An 18,645-nucleotide genomic window follows, 5' to 3' on the forward strand; every position below is an offset into this window, starting at 1 on the left:
TCCTCCACGGGACGCACTCCGCGAACTCGCGCGAGCGGTCGCCTGCGACGCGAAACGGCCGACTCGCGCCGCTCGAGGCGGACGACCGACCGCGGGTGGACCGAGGAAAATCGGGTGATACCGTTCTACGGAGCGACGGGGGCGGCGTGTCGGACGGCTACGAGAGGCGGATCTCGTCGTCGGTGATCGTCGCGATCTCGTCGCCGGCCAGCGGGTAGTCGTCGTCGTCGGCGTCGCTCCAGCCCATTCGGGATCTCACCTTGTCCGTCACGCCGGGATCGGGGTCGACGTAGGCCGTGTCGCCACGTACGTCCGAGACGACGCCGACTTTCTCGCCGTTGTCGTCGACGACCGGCTTGCCCTGGTCGTCGTCGGAGACGGTGTCCGCCATCGTCATCGCCCCCCGGAACTGTAGTGGTCGCTCTGGCGCTCGTGGCGGTCGTCGCCCTCGCGGCGCTGCTGGTACAGGCCCTGCTGTGACTGCTGGTTCATTCCGCTCTGCTGGTGCTGTTGCCGCTGCTGCTGTCGGCGGCCCTGCTGGTGGTGCGGGTTCTGCTCCCCTTGCTGGCCCTGCTGGCGGAACTGGCTCCCGTGGTTCCGCTGACGGAACTGATTCTGTTGCTGACCGCGGTGCTGCTGGGACTGCTGACCGCCGTAGTCCTGCTGGACCCCGTAGGGCCCCTGGTCGTAGTCCTGCTGGCCGTACTGATCCCGCTGGCCGCCCTGCATGCCGCGCTGGCGACGCTGGCCCCTCTCCTGGCTCTGCTGGCTCTGCTGGTGGCGCTGATTCTGCTGGTGGCTGCCCTGCTGATGCTGCTGGCGATGCTGTTGCCCCTGCTGGGCTTGCTGTCCCTGTTGGTGGTGGCTCTGCTGGTGCTGCTGGGCTTGCTGTCCCTGTTGCTGGTGCTGTTGCTGCTGGCCTTGCTGGTGCTGTTGCTGCTGGTCCTGACGGTTCACCTGGTTGAACTGCTGCTGGCCGCGGCGGTGGTGCTGGAACTCATGCTGTTGCTGCTGGTGGCCTTGCTGCTGACCGCGTGTCCCTCGCTGTTGGTGGCCCTGCTGCTGGTGGCGCTGATTCTGCTGGTGGCCCTGCTGCTGGTGGCCTCCTTGCTGGGCCTGCTGGTGCCGCGATCGGTTCGATCGTCGGTCGTACTGGTCACTGCGGTTCGAACTGTGTCGGTTCATGGTAAGATGACGGGCGAGTACCGTCGGTCGGTACGCCGAGCCCGGATCGGTGGTGTGGTCGGACGCGGTTAGTTAGGCGGCGCTTAGCGTCCGGCCCTCGCTCGTCGCGCTCGACCGCCTCCCGTCGGCAGCGACGGTGGGGTCAGGCGGGCGAGTCGTCGGCCAGGCGGACGGTCCCGGAGTCGGGGTCGAACTCGAGTACGCCGTAGTCGTCGAGCATCGGCAACTGCCCGTGGTAGAACCAGGTCTGGACGCGCTTGGCCACGTCGGGCGAGATGTCGTCCGGGTCCGTGTCGGTGATCTGGGCGACGACGTACGTCGCCACCTCCGACACGCTGGCCGGTTCGTCGGCGTCCCGGAGGTACTTCAGCAGGTAGCGGCAGTGCGGGTCCTCTAGCGCGTCCGCGAGGCGCTCGTCCCTGGTCTCAGTCTCGCGTCTGTCGACGACTGCGGTTTCGTCAGCCCCGTGGGTCATGCATGACACGTTTCTCCCCTATCGGCATGAGCCACGTGCCTAAAGGAATAGACGTGCACCACCGCACCTGCCGTGATTCGTCGGTAGCGTACCGCTCGCTGTCAGACCGGGGGTCTTTCCGGCGCGAGCGCCTACGTTCGGGCATGCACGACCGGTTAGCCAAGGCCAGAGACGCCATCGACGAGGCCAGGACACTCGCCGACGACGCGGCCGTCGTGGAGCAACTCGCCTCCGTCCGGCAGGGGGTCGAACGCCTCGACGACGCCCTCGGCGATGGCACGGCAGCGACCGGCAATCTCGACGCGCCGGAGGCGGGCGAGCGACTCGGCTCGATCGAACGGCAGATCGTGTCCCTGGCGGACGAGGTCGACGGGCTCGTCGCCTCGCACCTCTCGACGGCGAGGGACGAGATCGACGCCTTCCGCCGGGAGTCGGCGCCCGACTGGGAGGCGCCGACCGGTACCGAACGCGAGGGCGGCGAGTGAACACGACCGCCGGGCGAACGCGCTCGGCGCGGCGACGACCGGCGACTCACGTCGCCAGGAGGACGACGGTGTAGAACGCGGCGCCGGCGACGAACGGGAGGAACCTGCTGCTGCGGTCGCTGGGGAGTTCCTCTCGGACGACGTTGAGGACGATCCCGCCGGCGAGGAAGGCGAAGAGGAGGCCGAGCGTCGAACGCGCGAGTTCGGTGAGGAACCCCACGGCCGTGCCGGCCAGGACGGCCGCGGCGAGCACCCAGCGACCCCGCCGGTGGTACGCCGTCTCGTGCTGGGACTCCAGCGTCACGTCGTTGAGCAGGAAGTGGGTTCCCAGCGCGACCGCGAACAACAGCAGGTTCTCGACGGCGGGCGTCTCCTGGTGGACGAGCAGGTAGCCGGCGATGGCGTTGTAGGCCCCGTACGAGGCGACGTGGATGCGGAAGACCCAGGGGGTCGGGCGGTCGTCGTCCGACTCCGCGGCCGACTGCCGAGCCAGCCGTTCGAGGCCGTAGAAGGTGACGAACCCGATCAGCACGACGAGGTACACGTCTCGATCGCTCGGCACCGGGAGCATCGGGTGGCGCTCGACCGGTCCGTGGAACTCGTCGATCTCCGGAAGGACGTGGACGAAGACGTACGCGATCGAAACGCCGCCGCCGAACGAGAGGAGTCCTCCCTCGGAGAGGCGGTCGAGGAGCGGGGCGCTCCGCGTCAGGACGTGGACGCTCGCGAGCGCGAGCGACAGCACCGCCGGCAGCAGCGCGACCGGCCCGAGCTGGGTCATCGCCGCGGCTCACCCTGTCGCGCCCGGGGCGCGTCGGCTCGCGCCTGCCTTGGACGGGCGGGAGGGAACTCACGCCGCCGTCTCAGGCGTCGTCGCAATCCCTGAGTGCGGACAGGTCGGTCGGTGCGGGGGTTTCGGCCCCGCCGTCGGTCACCGTTCCGCCGTCGGTGGCGGCCGAGCCGCTGGGTTCGGGCGTCGCCGAGCGAGCCGTACCCATCCAGCGGTCGATGTTCTCGGCGACGTAGGAGTGGCCGCCCCAGCCCAGCGCGACGCCGGCGCCGATAGCGACGGCGGCCGCCAGGCCCCAGGCGAACGCCTCGGCGAACGTGTAGAGGATGCCCACGTCGATCCCCATCGTGTCGAGGCCGATGACGATGGCGGTGAAATACAGGAACATCCGGGTTCCCGTCGCGAACCACGACGTGTAGGCGGTCTGGGTGGCGGCGCGGGTCCGCATGATCGCGTCGCCGATGAAGTCGGCGACCACGAAGCCGAGCACGATCACGGCCAACCCGGCGACGAACGCGGGCAGGTACGAGACGGCCGTCGTCACCCACTCGGAGAGCACCTGGATCGCCAGGACGTTGGCCGCCGCCAGGATGGCCAGCGCGTAGACGAACCACTTCGCGAGTTCGCCGAACGTCGACGACACCGCCCGGCGTGACCCGCCCATGATCCGCCCCAGAGGCGTGTCCATGGCCATCGTGTCGAGGCCGATCCGGTCGGTCAGCGACCGGACCGCCGACCCGACCGCGGTGCCGACCGCCCAGCCAACCAGGAGGACGACGAGCGCGCCGACCAGCCGCGGCAGGAAGGCGACGACCCCGGCGACGGTCTCTTCGAGGAACGGGGGGATCTCGACCTGTGCGACGGTGTGGAACTGGTCTATCCTGGGTGACATCGTCGGCTCGTTCGGGCGCACGACCGGAAAGTCGGCAGGTTGCGCTCGCAACCACGAGCCGGAACTCACGGCCAAACGGCCGGTATGCCGCCGATACCGGGCGGGCGGTCGGTGAACTGACTGTGGCCTTTTCCGGCGTCCGCGCGAACCCCTCACCGATGTCCGGAAACCGAGACACATCGCGAGAGAGCCAGATCACGACCGACACGGACACGATCCGCGGCTGGGGGGACACGCACGAGCTGACCCCCGTCCGATACGAGGAGGACGGGGAGACCCGTCTGGCGCTGGTCCGCGAGTCCGAGATGGGTGAGCACCACGACCGGATGGACTGGGGCGACTTCGAGGGAGAACTGCGCGACCGCGAGATGGTCGTCGTCCGCCACGACGAGTCGGCGGGCGACGTGGACGTGGTCGAGCGCACCGAGGCGGTCGGCACCGCCGCGCTCACGACCGAGGAGGTCGAGGAGGAGCTGATCGAGGGGGAGACGATCGAGTCGGAGTTCACCGAGCGGGCGGTCGTCGAACACACCGTCGTCGAGGAGGTGACCGTCGAGAGCGAGGTCACCGACCGCGAGATGGTCGAGTCCGACACCGTCGACGCCGAGCTGATCACCCGTGACGTGGAGCACTGCGAGGTCACGAGCGTCGACACGACCGACGCGGGCATCGAGGCGCTCGGCACGTTCGGGACCGGCACGCGCTCGGACCTCGCCTGCGACGTGGCGGTCACGATCGACGAGGCCTGGACGGTCACGAAGGAGAACGTCGAGCGGATCACCATCGAGAGCCGGATCGTCGAGGCCGACGTCGAGGAGACCGAGACGGTCGAGTCCGACACCGTCCGGGAGACCGTCGACATCGAGGGCGTCGAACGCACCGTTCTGGAGGGCGAACTCGTCGACTCGCCGGAGACCGCCCGGGTCGCTGTCGAGGAGGGCAACGTCGAGAGCCGCTTCCGCGAGGACGACGCCATCGAGACCCACCTGCTGCGCAGCCAGACGATCGAGGAGGAGGTGTCGATTCGCCGCGAGGTGACGGGCGAGATCGCCGACGCCGAGACGCTCGCGTCGGAGACGATCTCGCACGCGGCCGTCGAGAGCGAGATCGTCGACGCCGCCGACTACGACAGAGAACTCGCAGTGGGGCCGTCGACGACGGCCGACGAACGGACCGCCGGCGTCGACGATACCGAGACTCTGGAGGCCGACGAACCGGCGACGGAGGAGCCGGCGACCGCCGAGCGGTCGGCCGGCGAGACGGCCCGGATCGAGCCGACCGACGACGACGTCGGTAAGACGGTCGTCAACGCCAGCGGCGACGAGGTCGGGATGGTCTCGGCCGTCGAGAACGACCGGATGTACGTCGACCCCCACCCCTCGATCACCGACCGCATCCGCACGGCGCTGGGGTGGGGGAGCGACGACGACGACACCTACCCCGTCGACGAGGAGCACGTCTCCCGCATCGAGGACGACGAGGTCGTCCTCGGCGTCGACCGCCAGGGGTAGTCGACCGGCTCGCCGACGCCGGGCGCTCCGAGCGGTCGCGGCCGGCTCAGACGGGGACCCAGGAGACGACCTCCGCCGACGGTGACGATCCGTCGGGGCAGCGGACGGTCGCGTTGCGACGGGCGTTCGCCGGCACGTTCTCGACGGTCACCCGTCGCGTCGGCGACGGGCAGGCGACGCCGACGGTCGCCGAGACGAGCCCGGCGTCACCGTCGTTGCGCAGCGTCACGCCGTAGTACGTCCCGTTCCCGTCGATATCGAGTTCGCCGGTCACGCTGGCCGAGGGGTCGGCCGCCGACCCAGCGGCGTACGCCTGCCAGGCGGCGAACCCGAACAGGCCGACGGTGACCGCGAGCGCGAGAACCATCACCACCCGCTCGGCCGTCGAGACCTGCGCCGCCTCGGGGGTCTCGGCTTCCCCGCTGTCGTCGGTGTCGGGGTGGCGCGGGCTGTCGCTGCGGCCGTCGCTCACGTCTCGGGCGTCGTCCTGGTCGTCGTCGGTCACAGGACCACCTCGCCGGCGCTGGCGCCGGTCGCCGCGGGGAACCCGAGGACGACCGTCAACTGGACGGCCTCCCCGAGGCCGCGGCCGTCGAACTGTCCGAACCCGAGCAGCAGGACGACCGAGACGACGAGCGCGACGGCGTAGGCGGTCGCCGCGGTCCCCAGCTGGAGGAGGTGGGTCCGGCCTTCGATGCGGTCGCGGTGGCCGCGGAACTCCAGCTCGTGGAGGACGAGGTGGACGACGACGACCGAGAGGACGACAACCGCCGCCAGGCGCGCCCAGCCGGCGTTGCGAGCGATGACGACCACCTCCTCGGTCGGCGCCACGGGGAGCGAGAGGAAGACGGCGCCGAGCGTGAAGACGGTCAGGTTGTGCGGGAACGCCTCCTCCTCGATGGGCGCGTCGGTCTCGCCGAGCAGGCGGTTGGCCAGCGCGGCGCCGAAGCCGAACGGGACCGACTGGACCAGCGCGAGGCGGACCACCGAGGAGGGGGAGTCACCCAGCTCGACGACGCCGAACGCGAACAGCACCACCAGCGCGGCGACGATGCTCTGGGTCACCAGCTCGGCGAAGTCGGCGACGACCCGGAGCGTGGATTCGGTCGGGTCGCCGTCGAGCTGGCGGAAACCGACGCTCCGCACGAGGACGAACACGGCCGCGAGCCCGACGGCCGCGAAGATCAGCAGGTGGAGGATGGGCAGCCGCCAGCTGAGCCACCACGTCTCCATCGTCACCAGCATCGAGACGCCGACGACCAGCAGGGCGCCGGCGACGCCGCGGCCCTGTGTGCGCAACTCCGCGAGGACAGCGTTCGCCATATCCCCCGGCTTGGACGGCCATCGGTAAATGAAATCCGTCGTTTCCCCGCGAATGTCCGGTGTAGCGGCCGCTTACCGTCGGTGCGACCGCGTTCGAAGCGGGTGATCAGTCCTCCCAGAGGAGTTCGAGCGAGAGCTCGGCGGTACACTCCGGTCCCTGGACCTGCCCGGCGTTCTCGTCGACCTCGACGTCGTCCTCGTCGAGGTAGTTCGGGCAGTGCCCGTCCTCGATAACCTGCATGACCGTGACGGTCGTCCCGCAGGCCGGGCAGTCGAGGGCGTTACCGTCCTCGGTTTCGAGGATCGCGTCGGGCCCGAGCGTCATCCGGGCGCCACTGGTCGCGTCGCTGTCGCCGTCGGCGCTTTCGCTGTCGGTCATCGGTGGTCTCGCTTGGAGTCCCCGGCGGAAAAGCCCCGGGCCGCCCCGACGTTTACGGGGTCGGCGATCCAACTCCGTCTATGGAGATCAGAGACGCCAGAGCGAGCGATGCAGCGGGGATCGCCGACACGGCGCGCGCATCGCTGCGCGACTCGTACGACTTCCTCGACGAGGGGATCGTCGACGAGGTGGTCGACGAGTGGTACGACGGCGAGCGCGTCGCCGACGGCGTGAACGAGGAGGCGAGCGCCTGGATGGTCGCCGAGGACGGCGACGAGGTCGTCGGGTTCGTTCAGGGGGCGCTCGTCGACGCCGAGCCGCCGGTGGGCGAGATCCACTGGCTCCACGTCGCGCCCGACGCCCGCGAGGAGGGACTCGCGCGGCAACTCCTCGGCGGGATCCAGGAGACCTTCGAGAAGCGCGGCGCCGGCCGGCTCCGCGGGACCGTCCTCGCCGAACACGACGAGGGCTGGTCGTTCTACGAAGCCGACGGTTTCGACCGCGCCGACGAACGCGAGGTGACCGTCGCCGGCGACGACCACGCCGAGTACGTCTACGAGCGGGCGATCGACGCGACGGCCGAGGAACTGGTCGTCGAACCGGTCGAGACGCCGGCCGGTGAGCTGTTCGTGAACTTCAGCGAGGGCGAACGCGGGTCGGAGGCGCCGTTCTACGCCGCCTACCGGACGGACGACCTGCAGGAGAAGTACGGCTGGTACTGCAGCAACTGCGAGTCGGTCAGCACGGCGATGGACTCGATGGGCCGCGTCGAGTGCAATGACTGCGGGAACAGCCGGAAGGCGACCCGGTGGGACGCCTCGTACCTGTAGCCGCGGCGGTCCTGCGTGGCGCTTCGGGCGTTTGCCGGTCGCTCACGGCCGGGATCGACCGGTAAGACCGGCTTACCCCCGAAGGATTTAGGCGACCGGCGCTCGTACGGAGCGAGGACGGAACCGCCCGATGACGGTCGACTCACGGGGTCGAGCGCGGTCGAGCCGACCCCCGGCGACCGCGGGCGACCGCACACCTATGACGCGTTCGAGAAACACACAAGCGTCACTGTCCGAATCGCCGCTGGTGCCGGCCGAGCGGGCCGACGGCGCGCGACTGGACGAGGCCTCGCGCCGGGCGTGGTCGGAGGCGATGACCGTCCGGCCGTTCGGCGACGCCTACCTGGTCGACTGCGACGACGGCACCCGCTACGTCTCGCTGGCACCGAGCAACTGCTCCTGCGGCGACTCGCCGGCCGAGGACCGCTGTGAGCACGTCCGCCGCGTGGCGATCGAGATCAACCTCGGCAGGGTCCCGCCGCCCTCCGAACGGGCGGTCCCCTGCGCGGGGTGTGACCGTCGAGTCGCCGTCTCCGCGGCGGATTCGCCGCCGCCGCTGTGCGCGGAGTGCCACCTGGCCCCGGGCGACCTCGTGGTCGACGAGGCGGGCGACGGCGAGACGCCGCTCCTCGTGGTGTCCGAACCGGGCCGACCCGCGGACGTGGTCGCGCTGGCCGACGGCGACCGGTCCGTCGCCGACTACCCGGGAAACGACGGATACGCCGCCGACGAGCCCGTCGTCGAGGTGGTCTATCCGCGGTCGGTCTCCACCGACCGACCGCCGCGGCGGTACCGCTTCCCGCTCGCCCGGCTGCAGCGGCCCGACCGCGGCGACCGCCCGCCCGAACGCGACGACGGTCGCGGCTCCGGAACCACCGTCGTCGACGACGAGTGACGGCGCGCTCGCGGCTTCTCGACGGCGAGCGACGGGGGAGTCGCGGTCGGCCCGCTCGCGGTCGATGCTGGCACGGTTCGCGGTCGTTCGCTTGCGAGCGCCGGGCGAAGATTTAGATACGTTACTCGGCAGTAGCCCGACCCTTGCGCGGCCGTAACCCGGCACTTGCAACGGTGGGCTGTGTATACTATTGGGGGCCGGCGGGGTACGCGGAGACATCGAATGAGCACTATCGTGAAAGCCACGCTGCCGGCCGAGGAGTTCGCGCTCGCGGAGACCTTCGAGGCGGTTCCGGAGGTGGAGTTCGACGCGGTGCGGCTGGTCACGCACGGCACCGACCGGGTGGTCCCGCTGTTGTGGGCGACCGACGCCGACTCGACGGCAGTCGCGGAGGCCCTCGAAGCCGACGAGTCGGCGGACGAGGTGGCGCTGGTCTCCCGGCGCAACCACGACTCGCTGTTCCGGATGCGCTGGACGGCCCAGGTCCGGTTCGTCACCCACGTCCTCGTCGAGGAGGACGGGGCCATCGTCAGCGCGCGCGGGACGAGCGACGGCTGGACGTTCCGCGTCCTCTTCCCGGAGCACGACGCCGTCTCCTCGACCTACGCCGCCTGCGAGGACCAGGACATCGCCATCGACGTGACCCAGATCTACCACCTCGACGATGCGCCCTCACTCGGCGGCTTCCACCTCACTGACGAGCAGTTCAAGACCGTCCGGACGGCGCTCGAACGGGGGTACTACAAGGTGCCCCGCGAGACGACGCTGGAGGGGCTGGCCGACGAACTGGACGTGTCCCACCAGGCGCTCTCCGAGCGGCTCCGCCGGGGCCACCTCGCCCTCATCGAGAACGTCGTCGGCCCGTAGCCGCGGGCGCCTGACCCGAAAGCGCCGGGTGCGGACTCACTCGTCCGAGGCAGGGGACGCGGTCGACTCGTCGGCCGCCGCGGCGCCGGCGTTGGGCTCTCCGGGCACGTGTTCGGTCCGCCCGTGGTCCGTTCGACCGTGGTCGTCCCCCTCGTTTTCGAACTCCGACCAGGTGGACTGCTCGGTGTCCGAGCGGCGCTTCCGGAGGAGGTACGCGGCGCCGGCCACTGCCGCGACGCCCGCGAGGACCGGGCCGATCTTCGACCCGCCGGAATCGTCGCCGTCGCGGTCGTCGGGCTCCGAGTTCTCGGTCGCGCGGTCGAGTGAGGGCGCCGACGCGTCGCCCTCGTCGGACCGAACGGCCACCGCCTCCGCTTCGAGGGCTTCCCTGACGGCGTCTTTGACCGGTTCGCGCACCAGTTCGGCGACGACGTAGCGCGCCCCGTCGGTCATCGCTTCTCGCTTCGAGCTCGCGGCTGACTGCTCTGTCGCCATGCGTTCCCGCCGAGTACCGCGGCGCCCGATACCGTTCGGCTTGCAGATACAGGGGGCGAAACCGACCCCGGTCTCGCCGCGGTCCCGGCCCGGGGACTCGACGGGTCGCCGCCGCGCCGGGCGAGGTCGCGGACGCGACGACGGACCCGACTGCGGCCCGCCGTCGGTAACGCGGTCGTACCGCCGGTAACAGTCTCTTATCCGCGGTCAGACCGGCGGCGCGAACCCGGCCGAAAGAGCCCCTCGACGCCTCCCCGTCCCCGATTTGGCACCGTATACCGGGAACTCCCGGAGGAGAAAGGCTTTTAGTAATCGATGGGTAATGTGAGTCCGTCACAACCAATGTATCGCAACCAATCGTACGTCGAACCGACCGCCCAGCGCGGGCAGCAGGTCGGTGACACGGGGACGTACTACGTCAAACACGACTTCGGGGGGACCGCGGAGCTGACGACGACGCTTGCACACGCAATCTCGGACGTGACCGGCGTCGACGTGACCGACACGGGCTTCACCCTCAACGACCACGTCGACCCTGAGGCGCTCGACGAGCTGTTCAAACCCAGGGACGACGGAACGCCTCGAATCGACGGGCATCTCTCTTTCGCGATCTGGGGGTATCAGGTGACCGTCTACAGCGACGGGCAGATCGCCATCGCCCCGCCGAACCAGCCGCCCCGGGCCCAGCAGGGTCCCGGCCACCAGCGGTAGCGGCGGGCTTGTCCGGCGGTTTCGGGTCTCAGGTGTCACTTACCCCGCGGCTCCGGCCGATCGCGTCTGCTCGGGCTCCCGTTCGTTTCGTCGGTCGCGTCGCTCGGAACGATCCCGTTTCCGGCGCGTAGCCGCGCCGAAACCCGGCGCGTTCGCTGAACGGTGCGGCCGATTTATGGGCGGCCCGCGGGTCGGCCCGAGTGCGACGACGGCACTCGCGGGTCCCGTTGCGGCTTCGAGTCCCCGAGCGCGCCGTCGGCACCACTCGCGGACGACAGTACGTTCATCCATGAGCCAGACAGACCAACTCGTCAGTAAAGCGATCGAACTCCAGCGAAACACACTCGAAAACAGCCAGCGGGCGATGGAACAGGCGGTCGAGCTCCCGCTCCAGCAGTCGGTCGCGCTCCAGCGCAACGCCGCTCAGCTCGTCCTCGACGGGCTGGAGATGGGCAACTGGCTGGGCACACAGAGCGTCGAGTTCACCCGGGACGCGATGGACTCGTACCTCGACGCCGTCGAGAGCGCCGCTCGCGACACCTCGGAGCTGACCGAACGGGGTATCCAGCGGGCGGAGATGGCCGGCGAACGCGGGCTCGAATCCACCCAGCGGTTCGCCTCGGGGTTCGCCGGCGATGGACCCGGGCCGCGGACCGATGCGTCGGGAGCCGGGGCACCGCCCGGGTACCGGACACCGGCGGAAGCGGTCGCGGCGTCGGCCCCGCAGGGAGCTCCGAATCCGGAACCGCCCGCGACGGACGGCCAGCAGACGGGCTACGCGACGCCGGCCGCCCGGTCGCAGATGGCACCGGCCCGGTCCTCCCAGCCTCAGCAACAGCGAGCCCAGGCGACCCCCCCACAGGGGATGTCGATGCCAGCGTCGCCTTCGCAGCAGGCGCCACCCCAGCAGGCTCCGATGCAGGCGCCACCCCAGCAGGCTCCAATGCAAGCGCCACCCCAGCAGGCTCCAATGCAAGCGCCACCCCAGCAGGCTCCGATGCAGGCGCCGCCCCAACAGATCTCCCCACAGGCTTCGCCCCAACAGCAGGCGCCACCGGGCCAGCCCCCGTCCGGTCAGATACAGGCCCAGTCGATGCCGGCCCAGCAGGGACCGACGGGACCCCCGTCTCAGGGACCGACTCCGGTCGGACAGCGGACACGGCGGCCGCAGACGCCGTCGAAGACGGGTCAGACGTCGACCAGCGACGGCCCGGTCGCCGAAGGGGCGGCCGGCAGACCGACGCCCGATAGCAAGCCGTCGGCAGGGCAGCCCGCGGCCGCCGGCGAGAGCGAGCGGGAGGCGGAGACGCCGGCCGACAACGCCTGACGCCACCGTGCCGTCCGCGGCGGCCTCGCCCGCGACGGCGAGTCCGGTCGGTCGCCGCGCGGGGTCCGTGCGGGGTAACCCGACGATACCCGCCGCCGGCTGGTCTGCTAGCTCGCCGATACTTATCCGACGCGCGGGCCAAGCGCCGGTGGTGTTTCACGATGCAAGTTGTCTGTAAGGACGGCACGGCGATCCAGTGTAGCGACTTCGAGGCGATCGATTCGGGCGTCCTGCTGTATCAGGAGTCCGGTCGCCGCGAGACACGCGGCGAGGACGAGGAGGAAGACGAGGAGGAGCGCCGCGCCACGGGGTTCGTCCCGATCACCGAACTGCGGTTCGTCGTCCCGGACGAGATGCTCGGGACAGTGGGGCGGGGTCAGCGGACGCCCGCGCCCGAGTCCGGCCGCGGCGGCGCGCCGCCGGGCGCCCCGACCGGTCCGGGCGGACAGATGGCCCAGCAACAGCAGGCCCAGCAGTTCCCCGGCGGTCCCTCGCGTGCCCCCTACGACACCGGCGGTCAGTAGCGCGGCCACCTCGACCCGGAATCACAGGTCCGCTCTCGTACCCGTTCCGCCTTTTGCCGACACCGACCGAACAGCGGCGGCAGTACACCGACCCCCTAGAGATGTTCGTCCGTCGGGACAGCATCCTCGACAGCCGCCGCTGTCGGGCGTTTGCGGTCGCCAGAACGGTGTCGACAGAACGGCGTCGAGCGTCGCGGCTGGCCGGTCGATCAGTCCTCCGTCCAGTACATCAGGGCCTCCTTCTCGGAGTCGCAGTTCGGACACCGGTCGGGTAGCCCCTCGTCGATCTCGCCCATCTCGCCGCAGACGGTACAGCGCCACATCAGCTCCGCCTCGCCGAAGGAGTGGCCCGAGCGGGCGTGCTCGACGCTGAGCCCCTCGACGCCCTCGCGGGTCGTGACGAAGACGCCGCCCTCTTCCATCCCGCGGACGGTTCCGACCGCCTCGCCGTCCTCGTCGTAGAGGGTCTGACCGAACGTCAGCGACGTGGCTTCCTCGGTGGCTTCGCCGTCCGATTCCTCCGCCGGCGTCTCGCCTCGTCCGCTCATACGTTCCGTTGGAGTCCCGCGTGGAAAACTCTGTTTGCGGGCCACTCACGTCGGCCCCACTCGCCGTCAGCCCACCGCGAGAAACCGCGCGCTCCCGTCTTGGTCGACGGTGATCCGGTAGCCCTCGAAGGTGAACTCGACCTGGACCTGCGCGTCCCTGGCGGGCGGTGTCGAGAACAGGTGGTCGATCATGTGGTCGACCTGGTCGTACATCGTCGACAGGTCGCTGGTGTCCGCTCCCCGAAGGTCCGCGACCGCTTCTGCCACCGCGATCGCAGGGTCGTCCCGGTCGGTGTCGAACTCTCGGTGGACGATCCGGTCGCCGTCTGGGGCCTCTGCCATGGCCGGAGTCTGTTCCCCCTCGCTCAAGTTTGTTCTTCCCGTTCGGTTGCGGAACGGTCAGCGAGCCCGCCCGCTACCCGAACGAGGGCAGTATCTCGGACTCGTAGAACTCGAAGAAGTCGGTCTGGTCGGGCCCGACTTGGTGGACGTAGACGTGGTCGAAGCCGGCGTCGACGAACGCCTCGATCGCCTCGACGTGGTCGTCGGCGTCGGGCCCGCAGACGACCTCCTCGGCGATCACCTCCTCGTCGACGCGTCCGAGCGCGCCCTCGATGTCCTTCGGCGTGCGCAGCTCCCAGTTGACCGAGCCGGGGCTGGCGCCGTTGGGCCAGTGTTCGAGCGCCGTCTCGCGAGCTTCGGCCTCACTTTCGGCGTAACAGACGGTCAACTGGCCGTAGCGCGGTCCCTCGCCGCGCTCGCGGAACCGGTCGACGAACTCCGCGACGGGCGCCGTGCTGACGAGGCCGTCGCCGATCTCCCCGGCCATCGCGGCCGACTTCGGACCGGTCCCGGAGACGAAGATCGGCGGGGACTCGTCCGGCAGTGTGAACAGCCTCGCGTCCTCGACGGTGACGTGGTCGCCGCGGTCGGTGACGTGTTCGCCCCGCCAGAGTTCGCGGATCACCTCGACGCTCTCCTCCAGTCGCTCGGCGCGCACGTCGAACGGCGGCCATCGCTCGCCCGTGACGTGCTCGTTGAGGTTCTCGCCGGTACCGACGCCGAGGAAGAAGCGGCCGTCGAACATGTCGGCGACGGTCGCACCGGCCTGAGCGACGACCGCCGGGTGGTAGCGCTGGAACGGACAGGTGACCCCGGTCCCGACCCGCAGGTCGTCGGTCTCCCGGGCGACGGCGCCGAGGACGCTCCAGGCGAACGGCGCTTCGTCCTGGCGTTCGACCCAGGGGTGGTAGTGGTCCGATATGAGCGCGTGCTCGAAGCCGGCGGCTTCGGCGCCGACGGCGTGGTCGACGAGGTCGTCGGGCGGGTGTTCCTCGCTCGACAGCGTGTACCCCAACTCAACCACGGCGCTGTCCCTCCGGGGTCGGTCGGGTGGCTCGCGTGCGATACGGTCGTCGGCGGTGAGAACTTGTATTCATCGGTGACGTGGTGTTCGCTGACGAAGTGAGCGGCCGGAGCGCGCCGCGCGGCGGACGAGCGGCGTCGTCCGAACGCTCGAACGGCGGGCGGGCCGAGGCGGTCGCGTCGAGCCCGAACGCCCGTCCGCGGTTACTGGCTGCCGGCCTGGGAGTTCCCCGATAGGGCGGCGAACTGTGGGGACTGACCGCCTGCGGCGGCCGGCCGGCTCTGCAGGTGGGCTTCGAGGAACCACAGCGACTTGGCGACCACCCGCGAGACCTCGTTGACGAGGTCGGCGGTGTCGAGGTCGTTCTGCGCCGTGACGAGTTCCAGTTGCTCGTAGAGGTTCGCGTCGAGGATAGCTAGCCGGTCGGCCAGCTCGGAAACCAGTGCCATCCCCTCGACGGTCTCGCGGGGGAGCTGAGGGATCGTCGTGTTCGCCGCGACCTCGCGGGCCGTCCCCGGCGGGCGGCCGCCGAGCGCGCTGGCTCGCTCGGCCACCTCGTCGATGTACTCGTCGAACTCCTCGATCAGGTCCTCGAACAGCTCGTGGAGCTGGTAGAACTCCTGGCCCTTCACGTTCCAGTGGGCCGACTTGAGCTGCATGGTGACCGCCGAGAGGTCGGCGAGCGTCTGGTTGAGGACGGCGATGCTCGACGCCCTGACCGACTCGGGGAGGTAGCTCCGTGTCGGGAACAGCCGGTCGACCGGAGCGGTCGGGGCGCCCTGTCCCGCCTGTCCGCCCTCCATCCGTCCGCCTCCAATCGCTCCGGTCCCCGTCTGTCCGGTCTCGATCTGGCTGCGCTGTCCCGACGGCTGCTGGTTCGCGCCGGACTCGTAGCGTTGACTCATGGCTTGGCTCCGGGCGGCGGTTTGCGGGGTGGCCGCATCAAGATTGACCGTGGATACGCAAGTCGGCTCTCCTCGAAGCCGCCCGCCCCGAAGCCGACCGCATCGAAGACCACGGGGCCGCGGCGGCGACCGGCACCGAAGCGCCCTGACGACCCCGACGAGTCACAGCTCCGTTTCGAGCCGGATCTCCTCGTCGCCGACCCCGTCGACGAGTTCGCGCTGGAGCGGGAACGCCTCCTTGCCGTGGTCTTCGAGCCCGACCTTCGCCGCGACCGTCTCCGCGACCCCCGGGTTGGGGTCGACGAACGCGGTCCCGTTCTCGTGGTCGACGATCTTCCCGACCCGCTCGCCGTCGTGGACGACCGGCTTGCCCACGTCCGACTCGGTGACCCGGTCGCGCATCGTCACTCCTGGCCTCCAGCGTCGCCGCCGGGGTCGGCCCGCGGGTCGGCCGGGGTCGTCCCCTCGCGGCGGACGCCGCCGTCGCGCTCGTCGTCGTCGAGCGAGCCGAGCGCCCGCTCGTCGTTGTACTCCTCCGGACCGGCGGCCTCGCCGGTCAGTTCGTTGTAGATCGCTTCGCGAGCTTCCGCGGCCGAGTCGAAACGCTCGTCGACGAGACGGTCGAACACGGAGCCGAGCGACTCCGTCTCGTTGGCCATGTCGATCCGCTGGTCGCCGTACTCGACGGCCAGCTCCTCCGATGTGGTCGGGTACTTCGCTTCCCCGAGCATGTCGCCGACGCGACCGAGTTCGTCCTCGACTATCTCGTCGCGCTCGCGGCGTCGTTCGACCGCGCTCTCCTGGACTCGCTCCGGGTCGGGGTCGTACGAATCGCCGTCGTCTGACATCGGGGGACGTAGCCGGGCGACGCGGAAAGGTCTGGTCCCGGGACTCGCCACGGTGCGATGGGGCGCTCCGCGAGGTCGGCGCCGCTCGGGACGCCGCCTCCCAGCCATCGCCGGCGAAAGCCCGTTCACCGTCCGCGCCCGATCGCCGTCGTGTCCGCGCTCGACTTCGAGGAGGCGTTCGCCGACGAACTCGCCGCGGTCCCCGAGGAGTTCGTCGACGAGGAGCGGTTCGTCCCCGCCGCGGGACCGCTCGACGCCGAAATCGTCTTCGTCGGCGAGGCGCCCGGCGCCACGGAGGTCGCGGAGGGTCGGCCGTTCGTCGGACGCGCCGGCGGCCGCCTCGACAGCCTGCTGGAGACGACCGGGATCGACCGCGAGACGATCTACGTGACGAACCTCGTGAAGGCCCGTCCGCCGGAGAACCGCGACCCGACGGCCGACGAGCGCCGCGCCTGGAAACCGCTCCTGGACGCGGAGCTGGACCGCGTCGACCCGGCGGTCGTCGTGACGCTCGGTGCGGTCGCGAGCGGCGCCGTCCTCGACACCGACGAACCCGTGGGAGACCTGCGCGACGAGACCTACGAGGTCGACGGCCAGCCGGTCCTCCCGACGTACCACCCCGCGGCGACGTTCTACGACGACGGCGTGGGACCGATGCTCGAACGCGACCTGCGGGTGGCCCGGGAGATCGCCGAGGAGGCGTGAGCGCGAACCGGCGCCCGGTCAGCGGCCGCGGTCGCTACCGACGCCGGTCAGTCGGTCGATCAGCAGGTACAGGAGGATGAACGGCACCAACGGGAGTACGGCGATCGCGATCGTCGCCCCGATGAGGTAGCCGATGATAGCCATCTCGCCGTTCGGGTGCAGACCGCGCATCTGTGAGACTGTGTCCATGGGTGAGTAGTGAGTGTGTGATCGCCGGCCGTCAGGCTTCGAGCCACCAGCCGAGCAGCCGCTCGGCGTCTTCGGGGGACCGCTGGCCGCGGCGCTCGCCCATCGTTCGGCTCTTCTCGTCCAACACCGCGCGTTCGAGGTGGTCGCGCGCGCTCCGGATCGCGGGGGCGTCACCGTACTCCTCGCCGGTGCCGGAGAAGCGACCGCGGTCGGTGAACAGTCGGATCGTCGCTCGAATGAGCGGCGACCCGCGCTGGCGCTCCTTGTGTTTGTGGAGGACGACGTACGCCTCGATGACGTGCATCTCGTCGAACTTCCTCGCTACCCCGTCGATGAGGTCGGACACCTCCTCGCGGGTCGTAGTGGTGAGATAGCGCGCCCCGAACACCTGCAGGCGCGTCCCGTCGTCGGGCGTCCAGGTGAGCGACCGCAACACGTCGGTCAGCGTGACGACGCCGTCGACGCCCTCGGCGGGGACCTCGACGACCAGCGACGAGTAGTCGTCCTCGCGCATCCTGCCGACGGCGTCGTCGAGCCCCGCCGTCGGCCCGGTCGTCGCCACCGGCTCGTTCATCACGTCGCGGGCGGGGATGTCGAGCAGGCGATGTCCGACGCCGGCGCGCTCACCGTAACCCTGGTCGGCGCGCTCGGCGTCGGTCGAACTCGCGCCGCCTCGACCGAAGCCGCCGACCGATCCGCCCTGCTGGCGGTCGGTCTCGCGGACCGCGAACTCCAGCAGGTCGAAGTAGCTCACCATGCCGACCGCGTCGCCGTCGTCGACGACGGGCACGCGGGAGATGCCGTCGACGCGTAGTCGATGGATCACCTCGCCGACGGTGGTCTCGGGGTCGACCGCCCGCAGGTCGCGGGTGTACACGTCGCTCACGTCCAGCGCGTCGAGGAACGGCTCGGTCGCGGCGGCGACGCTCTCGTCGGTCGCGACGCCCTCGAAGACCTCGCCGTCGTACACCGGGACGAGCGGGAACTCGCTCTCGACCATGCGGCGGGCGACCTCGCGGACGTCGTCGCGGCGGTCGACGCTCGGCACGTCCTCGCGCATGACCGACCGGGCCTTCTCGTCGGGGTCGTGCCGGGAGCTGACGAGCGCCTTCCGCGTGACGACGCCGACGATCCCGCCGTCGTCGGTGACCACGACGGCGGGGTCGCGGTGGGTCTGGAAGGCGCCGAGTAGCTTCGACACCGGTGTTTCGGGGTCGAACTCGCGGTAGTCGGTCGTGACGGCCTCCGAGATGTCCATCCGTGGGCGATTCGGGCGCTCTCCCGATAGCCCGCCGGCTTGCAGTCGCCAGCGGCTCCGGGTCCGGCCTCGCCCGACCCCGGCGCTCGGCAGTCGGTCGCCCGCTCGCCGACCGCTCGGGACGGTCGGGGGCGGCT

At 70.4% G+C, this 18,645-nt stretch carries 26 protein-coding genes; 10 read left to right on the forward strand and 16 right to left on the reverse strand.

What is annotated here, in order from left to right:
• Positions 1 to 157: 157 nt before the first annotated feature.
• Positions 158 to 397, reverse strand: coding sequence for a hypothetical protein (locus tag C475_RS21110; protein WP_006885946.1), 240 nt, complete (start codon positions 395 to 397; stop codon positions 158 to 160).
• Between the two features lie 107 nt (positions 398 to 504).
• Between C475_RS21110 and C475_RS21115 the strand changes: the two genes are divergently transcribed.
• Positions 505 to 1,257, forward strand: a complete 753-nt coding sequence (locus tag C475_RS21115) for a hypothetical protein (protein WP_006885947.1) — start codon at positions 505 to 507, stop codon at positions 1,255 to 1,257.
• 70 nt (positions 1,258 to 1,327) lie between these two features.
• On the opposite strand, the gene C475_RS21120 is transcribed toward C475_RS21115, so the two are convergent.
• A complete protein-coding gene (locus C475_RS21120; RefSeq protein WP_006885948.1) occupies positions 1,328 to 1,660 on the reverse strand; it encodes a DUF7344 domain-containing protein in 333 nt (110 codons plus the stop codon).
• Between the two features lie 143 nt (positions 1,661 to 1,803).
• Here C475_RS21120 and C475_RS21125 point away from each other — a divergent pair, with 143 nt between their 5' ends.
• Complete coding sequence (locus tag C475_RS21125; protein WP_006885949.1) at positions 1,804 to 2,145, forward strand: DUF7553 family protein; 342 nt, start codon at positions 1,804 to 1,806, stop codon at positions 2,143 to 2,145.
• A 46-nt stretch (positions 2,146 to 2,191) separates the two neighbouring features.
• Here the strand turns inward: C475_RS21125 and C475_RS21130 are convergent, their stop codons facing one another.
• Both C475_RS21130 and C475_RS21135 read right to left on the reverse strand, forming a co-directional pair.
• Positions 2,192 to 2,926 (reverse strand): hypothetical protein, encoded by a 735-nt coding sequence (locus tag C475_RS21130; RefSeq protein WP_006885950.1) that lies wholly within the window; start codon positions 2,924 to 2,926, stop codon positions 2,192 to 2,194.
• Between the two features lie 82 nt (positions 2,927 to 3,008).
• Positions 3,009 to 3,827 (reverse strand): mechanosensitive ion channel family protein, encoded by an 819-nt coding sequence (locus C475_RS21135; protein WP_049931133.1) that lies wholly within the window; start codon positions 3,825 to 3,827, stop codon positions 3,009 to 3,011.
• 158 nt (positions 3,828 to 3,985) lie between these two features.
• Here C475_RS21135 and C475_RS25060 point away from each other — a divergent pair, with 158 nt between their 5' ends.
• Positions 3,986 to 5,338 carry a hypothetical protein gene (locus tag C475_RS25060; protein ID WP_006885953.1) on the forward strand — a complete coding sequence of 451 codons (1,353 nt, stop codon included), beginning with the start codon at positions 3,986 to 3,988 and terminating at the stop codon, positions 5,336 to 5,338.
• A 46-nt stretch (positions 5,339 to 5,384) separates the two neighbouring features.
• On the opposite strand, the gene C475_RS21145 is transcribed toward C475_RS25060, so the two are convergent.
• From C475_RS21145 to C475_RS21155, 3 genes are all read right to left on the reverse strand, one after another.
• Positions 5,385 to 5,843, reverse strand: coding sequence for a hypothetical protein (locus C475_RS21145; protein ID WP_006885954.1), 459 nt, complete (start codon positions 5,841 to 5,843; stop codon positions 5,385 to 5,387).
• A complete protein-coding gene (locus C475_RS21150) occupies positions 5,840 to 6,661 on the reverse strand; it encodes a DUF2391 family protein (RefSeq protein WP_006885955.1) in 822 nt (273 codons plus the stop codon). Before C475_RS21150 ends, C475_RS21145 begins: the two co-directional genes overlap by 4 nt.
• Before the next feature lie 106 nt (positions 6,662 to 6,767).
• Complete coding sequence (locus C475_RS21155) at positions 6,768 to 7,040, reverse strand: hypothetical protein (RefSeq protein WP_006885956.1); 273 nt, start codon at positions 7,038 to 7,040, stop codon at positions 6,768 to 6,770.
• Positions 7,041 to 7,120: 80 nt separating this feature from the next.
• Between C475_RS21155 and C475_RS21160 the strand changes: the two genes are divergently transcribed.
• From C475_RS21160 to C475_RS21170, 3 genes are all read left to right on the forward strand, one after another.
• Positions 7,121 to 7,870: a GNAT family N-acetyltransferase gene (locus C475_RS21160; protein ID WP_006885957.1), complete on the forward strand. Its 750-nt coding sequence runs from the start codon at positions 7,121 to 7,123 to the stop codon at positions 7,868 to 7,870.
• Positions 7,871 to 8,117: 247 nt separating this feature from the next.
• The gene (locus C475_RS21165; protein WP_006885958.1) at positions 8,118 to 8,765 is read left to right on the forward strand and encodes a hypothetical protein; all 648 of its coding nucleotides are present in this window, start codon (positions 8,118 to 8,120) and stop codon (positions 8,763 to 8,765) included.
• Positions 8,766 to 8,987: 222 nt separating this feature from the next.
• Positions 8,988 to 9,632 carry a helix-turn-helix domain-containing protein gene (locus C475_RS21170; RefSeq protein ID WP_006885959.1) on the forward strand — a complete coding sequence of 215 codons (645 nt, stop codon included), beginning with the start codon at positions 8,988 to 8,990 and terminating at the stop codon, positions 9,630 to 9,632.
• 36 nt (positions 9,633 to 9,668) lie between these two features.
• On the opposite strand, the gene C475_RS21175 is transcribed toward C475_RS21170, so the two are convergent.
• On the reverse strand, positions 9,669 to 10,085 hold the full coding sequence (locus C475_RS21175) for a hypothetical protein (protein ID WP_006885960.1): 417 nt from the start codon (positions 10,083 to 10,085) through the stop codon (positions 9,669 to 9,671).
• Between the two features lie 384 nt (positions 10,086 to 10,469).
• Here C475_RS21175 and C475_RS21180 point away from each other — a divergent pair, with 384 nt between their 5' ends.
• The 3 genes from C475_RS21180 to C475_RS21190 all read left to right on the forward strand — a co-directional run bounded on the left by C475_RS21180 (position 10,470) and on the right by C475_RS21190 (position 12,689).
• Complete coding sequence (locus tag C475_RS21180) at positions 10,470 to 10,838, forward strand: HalOD1 output domain-containing protein (RefSeq protein WP_006885961.1); 369 nt, start codon at positions 10,470 to 10,472, stop codon at positions 10,836 to 10,838.
• Positions 10,839 to 11,127: 289 nt separating this feature from the next.
• Complete coding sequence (locus C475_RS21185) at positions 11,128 to 12,165, forward strand: hypothetical protein (RefSeq protein ID WP_006885962.1); 1,038 nt, start codon at positions 11,128 to 11,130, stop codon at positions 12,163 to 12,165.
• A gap of 161 nt (positions 12,166 to 12,326) precedes the next feature.
• Positions 12,327 to 12,689, forward strand: a complete 363-nt coding sequence (locus C475_RS21190; protein ID WP_006885963.1) for a hypothetical protein — start codon at positions 12,327 to 12,329, stop codon at positions 12,687 to 12,689.
• Positions 12,690 to 12,898: 209 nt separating this feature from the next.
• Here C475_RS21190 and C475_RS21195 read toward each other — a convergent pair whose 3' ends face one another.
• The 6 genes from C475_RS21195 to C475_RS21220 all read right to left on the reverse strand — a co-directional run bounded on the left by C475_RS21195 (position 12,899) and on the right by C475_RS21220 (position 16,356).
• On the reverse strand, positions 12,899 to 13,237 hold the full coding sequence (locus C475_RS21195) for a DUF7130 family rubredoxin-like protein (RefSeq protein ID WP_006885964.1): 339 nt from the start codon (positions 13,235 to 13,237) through the stop codon (positions 12,899 to 12,901).
• A gap of 66 nt (positions 13,238 to 13,303) precedes the next feature.
• Positions 13,304 to 13,579, reverse strand: coding sequence for a HalOD1 output domain-containing protein (locus tag C475_RS21200; RefSeq protein ID WP_006885965.1), 276 nt, complete (start codon positions 13,577 to 13,579; stop codon positions 13,304 to 13,306).
• A 73-nt stretch (positions 13,580 to 13,652) separates the two neighbouring features.
• On the reverse strand, positions 13,653 to 14,603 hold the full coding sequence (locus C475_RS21205) for a TIGR03557 family F420-dependent LLM class oxidoreductase (RefSeq protein WP_006885966.1): 951 nt from the start codon (positions 14,601 to 14,603) through the stop codon (positions 13,653 to 13,655).
• A 203-nt stretch (positions 14,604 to 14,806) separates the two neighbouring features.
• Positions 14,807 to 15,508: a DNA starvation/stationary phase protection protein Dps gene (gene dps, locus C475_RS21210; RefSeq protein WP_006885967.1), complete on the reverse strand. Its 702-nt coding sequence runs from the start codon at positions 15,506 to 15,508 to the stop codon at positions 14,807 to 14,809.
• Positions 15,509 to 15,670: 162 nt separating this feature from the next.
• Entirely contained in the window at positions 15,671 to 15,910 is a 240-nt protein-coding gene (locus C475_RS21215; RefSeq protein WP_049931136.1) for a hypothetical protein, read from the reverse strand.
• A gap of 2 nt (positions 15,911 to 15,912) precedes the next feature.
• Entirely contained in the window at positions 15,913 to 16,356 is a 444-nt protein-coding gene (locus C475_RS21220; RefSeq protein ID WP_006885969.1) for a DUF5789 family protein, read from the reverse strand.
• Between the two features lie 150 nt (positions 16,357 to 16,506).
• On the opposite strand from C475_RS21220, the gene C475_RS21225 reads away from it, so the two are divergent.
• On the forward strand, positions 16,507 to 17,061 hold the full coding sequence (locus C475_RS21225; protein ID WP_006885970.1) for a uracil-DNA glycosylase: 555 nt from the start codon (positions 16,507 to 16,509) through the stop codon (positions 17,059 to 17,061).
• An 18-nt stretch (positions 17,062 to 17,079) separates the two neighbouring features.
• Here the strand turns inward: C475_RS21225 and C475_RS24120 are convergent, their stop codons facing one another.
• Together C475_RS24120 and C475_RS21230 are read right to left on the reverse strand one after the other, a co-directional pair.
• Entirely contained in the window at positions 17,080 to 17,250 is a 171-nt protein-coding gene (locus C475_RS24120) for a DUF7535 family protein (protein WP_161625238.1), read from the reverse strand.
• Between the two features lie 31 nt (positions 17,251 to 17,281).
• Positions 17,282 to 18,508 (reverse strand): CBS domain-containing protein, encoded by a 1,227-nt coding sequence (locus C475_RS21230; RefSeq protein ID WP_006885971.1) that lies wholly within the window; start codon positions 18,506 to 18,508, stop codon positions 17,282 to 17,284.
• Positions 18,509 to 18,645: the final 137 nt, after the last annotated feature.

Source organism: Halosimplex carlsbadense 2-9-1 (genome assembly GCF_000337455.1).
In the GTDB taxonomy this organism is placed as follows: domain Archaea; phylum Halobacteriota; class Halobacteria; order Halobacteriales; family Haloarculaceae; genus Halosimplex; species Halosimplex carlsbadense.

What these genes read in the sequence shown, in the direction of transcription:
- C475_RS21150 (WP_006885955.1), bottom strand. Translation starts at nt 6,661, where the DNA reads ATGGCGAACGCTGTCCTCGCGGAGTTGCGCACACAGGGCCGCGGCGTC.
- C475_RS21170 (WP_006885959.1), top strand. Translation starts at nt 8,988, where the DNA reads ATGAGCACTATCGTGAAAGCCACGCTGCCGGCCGAGGAGTTCGCGCTC.
- C475_RS21230 (WP_006885971.1), bottom strand. Translation starts at nt 18,508, where the DNA reads ATGGACATCTCGGAGGCCGTCACGACCGACTACCGCGAGTTCGACCCC.
- C475_RS21185 (WP_006885962.1), top strand. Translation starts at nt 11,128, where the DNA reads ATGAGCCAGACAGACCAACTCGTCAGTAAAGCGATCGAACTCCAGCGA.
- C475_RS21190 (WP_006885963.1), top strand. Translation starts at nt 12,327, where the DNA reads ATGCAAGTTGTCTGTAAGGACGGCACGGCGATCCAGTGTAGCGACTTC.
- C475_RS25060 (WP_006885953.1), top strand. Translation starts at nt 3,986, where the DNA reads ATGTCCGGAAACCGAGACACATCGCGAGAGAGCCAGATCACGACCGAC.
- C475_RS21130 (WP_006885950.1), bottom strand. Translation starts at nt 2,926, where the DNA reads ATGACCCAGCTCGGGCCGGTCGCGCTGCTGCCGGCGGTGCTGTCGCTC.
- C475_RS24120 (WP_161625238.1), bottom strand. Translation starts at nt 17,250, where the DNA reads ATGGACACAGTCTCACAGATGCGCGGTCTGCACCCGAACGGCGAGATG.
- C475_RS21195 (WP_006885964.1), bottom strand. Translation starts at nt 13,237, where the DNA reads ATGAGCGGACGAGGCGAGACGCCGGCGGAGGAATCGGACGGCGAAGCC.
- C475_RS21160 (WP_006885957.1), top strand. Translation starts at nt 7,121, where the DNA reads ATGGAGATCAGAGACGCCAGAGCGAGCGATGCAGCGGGGATCGCCGAC.
- dps (WP_006885967.1), bottom strand. Translation starts at nt 15,508, where the DNA reads ATGAGTCAACGCTACGAGTCCGGCGCGAACCAGCAGCCGTCGGGACAG.
- C475_RS21215 (WP_049931136.1), bottom strand. Translation starts at nt 15,910, where the DNA reads ATGCGCGACCGGGTCACCGAGTCGGACGTGGGCAAGCCGGTCGTCCAC.
- C475_RS21180 (WP_006885961.1), top strand. Translation starts at nt 10,470, where the DNA reads ATGTATCGCAACCAATCGTACGTCGAACCGACCGCCCAGCGCGGGCAG.
- C475_RS21120 (WP_006885948.1), bottom strand. Translation starts at nt 1,660, where the DNA reads ATGACCCACGGGGCTGACGAAACCGCAGTCGTCGACAGACGCGAGACT.
- C475_RS21220 (WP_006885969.1), bottom strand. Translation starts at nt 16,356, where the DNA reads ATGTCAGACGACGGCGATTCGTACGACCCCGACCCGGAGCGAGTCCAG.
- C475_RS21125 (WP_006885949.1), top strand. Translation starts at nt 1,804, where the DNA reads ATGCACGACCGGTTAGCCAAGGCCAGAGACGCCATCGACGAGGCCAGG.
- C475_RS21110 (WP_006885946.1), bottom strand. Translation starts at nt 397, where the DNA reads ATGACGATGGCGGACACCGTCTCCGACGACGACCAGGGCAAGCCGGTC.
- C475_RS21135 (WP_049931133.1), bottom strand. Translation starts at nt 3,827, where the DNA reads ATGTCACCCAGGATAGACCAGTTCCACACCGTCGCACAGGTCGAGATC.
- C475_RS21155 (WP_006885956.1), bottom strand. Translation starts at nt 7,040, where the DNA reads ATGACCGACAGCGAAAGCGCCGACGGCGACAGCGACGCGACCAGTGGC.
- C475_RS21200 (WP_006885965.1), bottom strand. Translation starts at nt 13,579, where the DNA reads ATGGCAGAGGCCCCAGACGGCGACCGGATCGTCCACCGAGAGTTCGAC.
- C475_RS21175 (WP_006885960.1), bottom strand. Translation starts at nt 10,085, where the DNA reads ATGACCGACGGGGCGCGCTACGTCGTCGCCGAACTGGTGCGCGAACCG.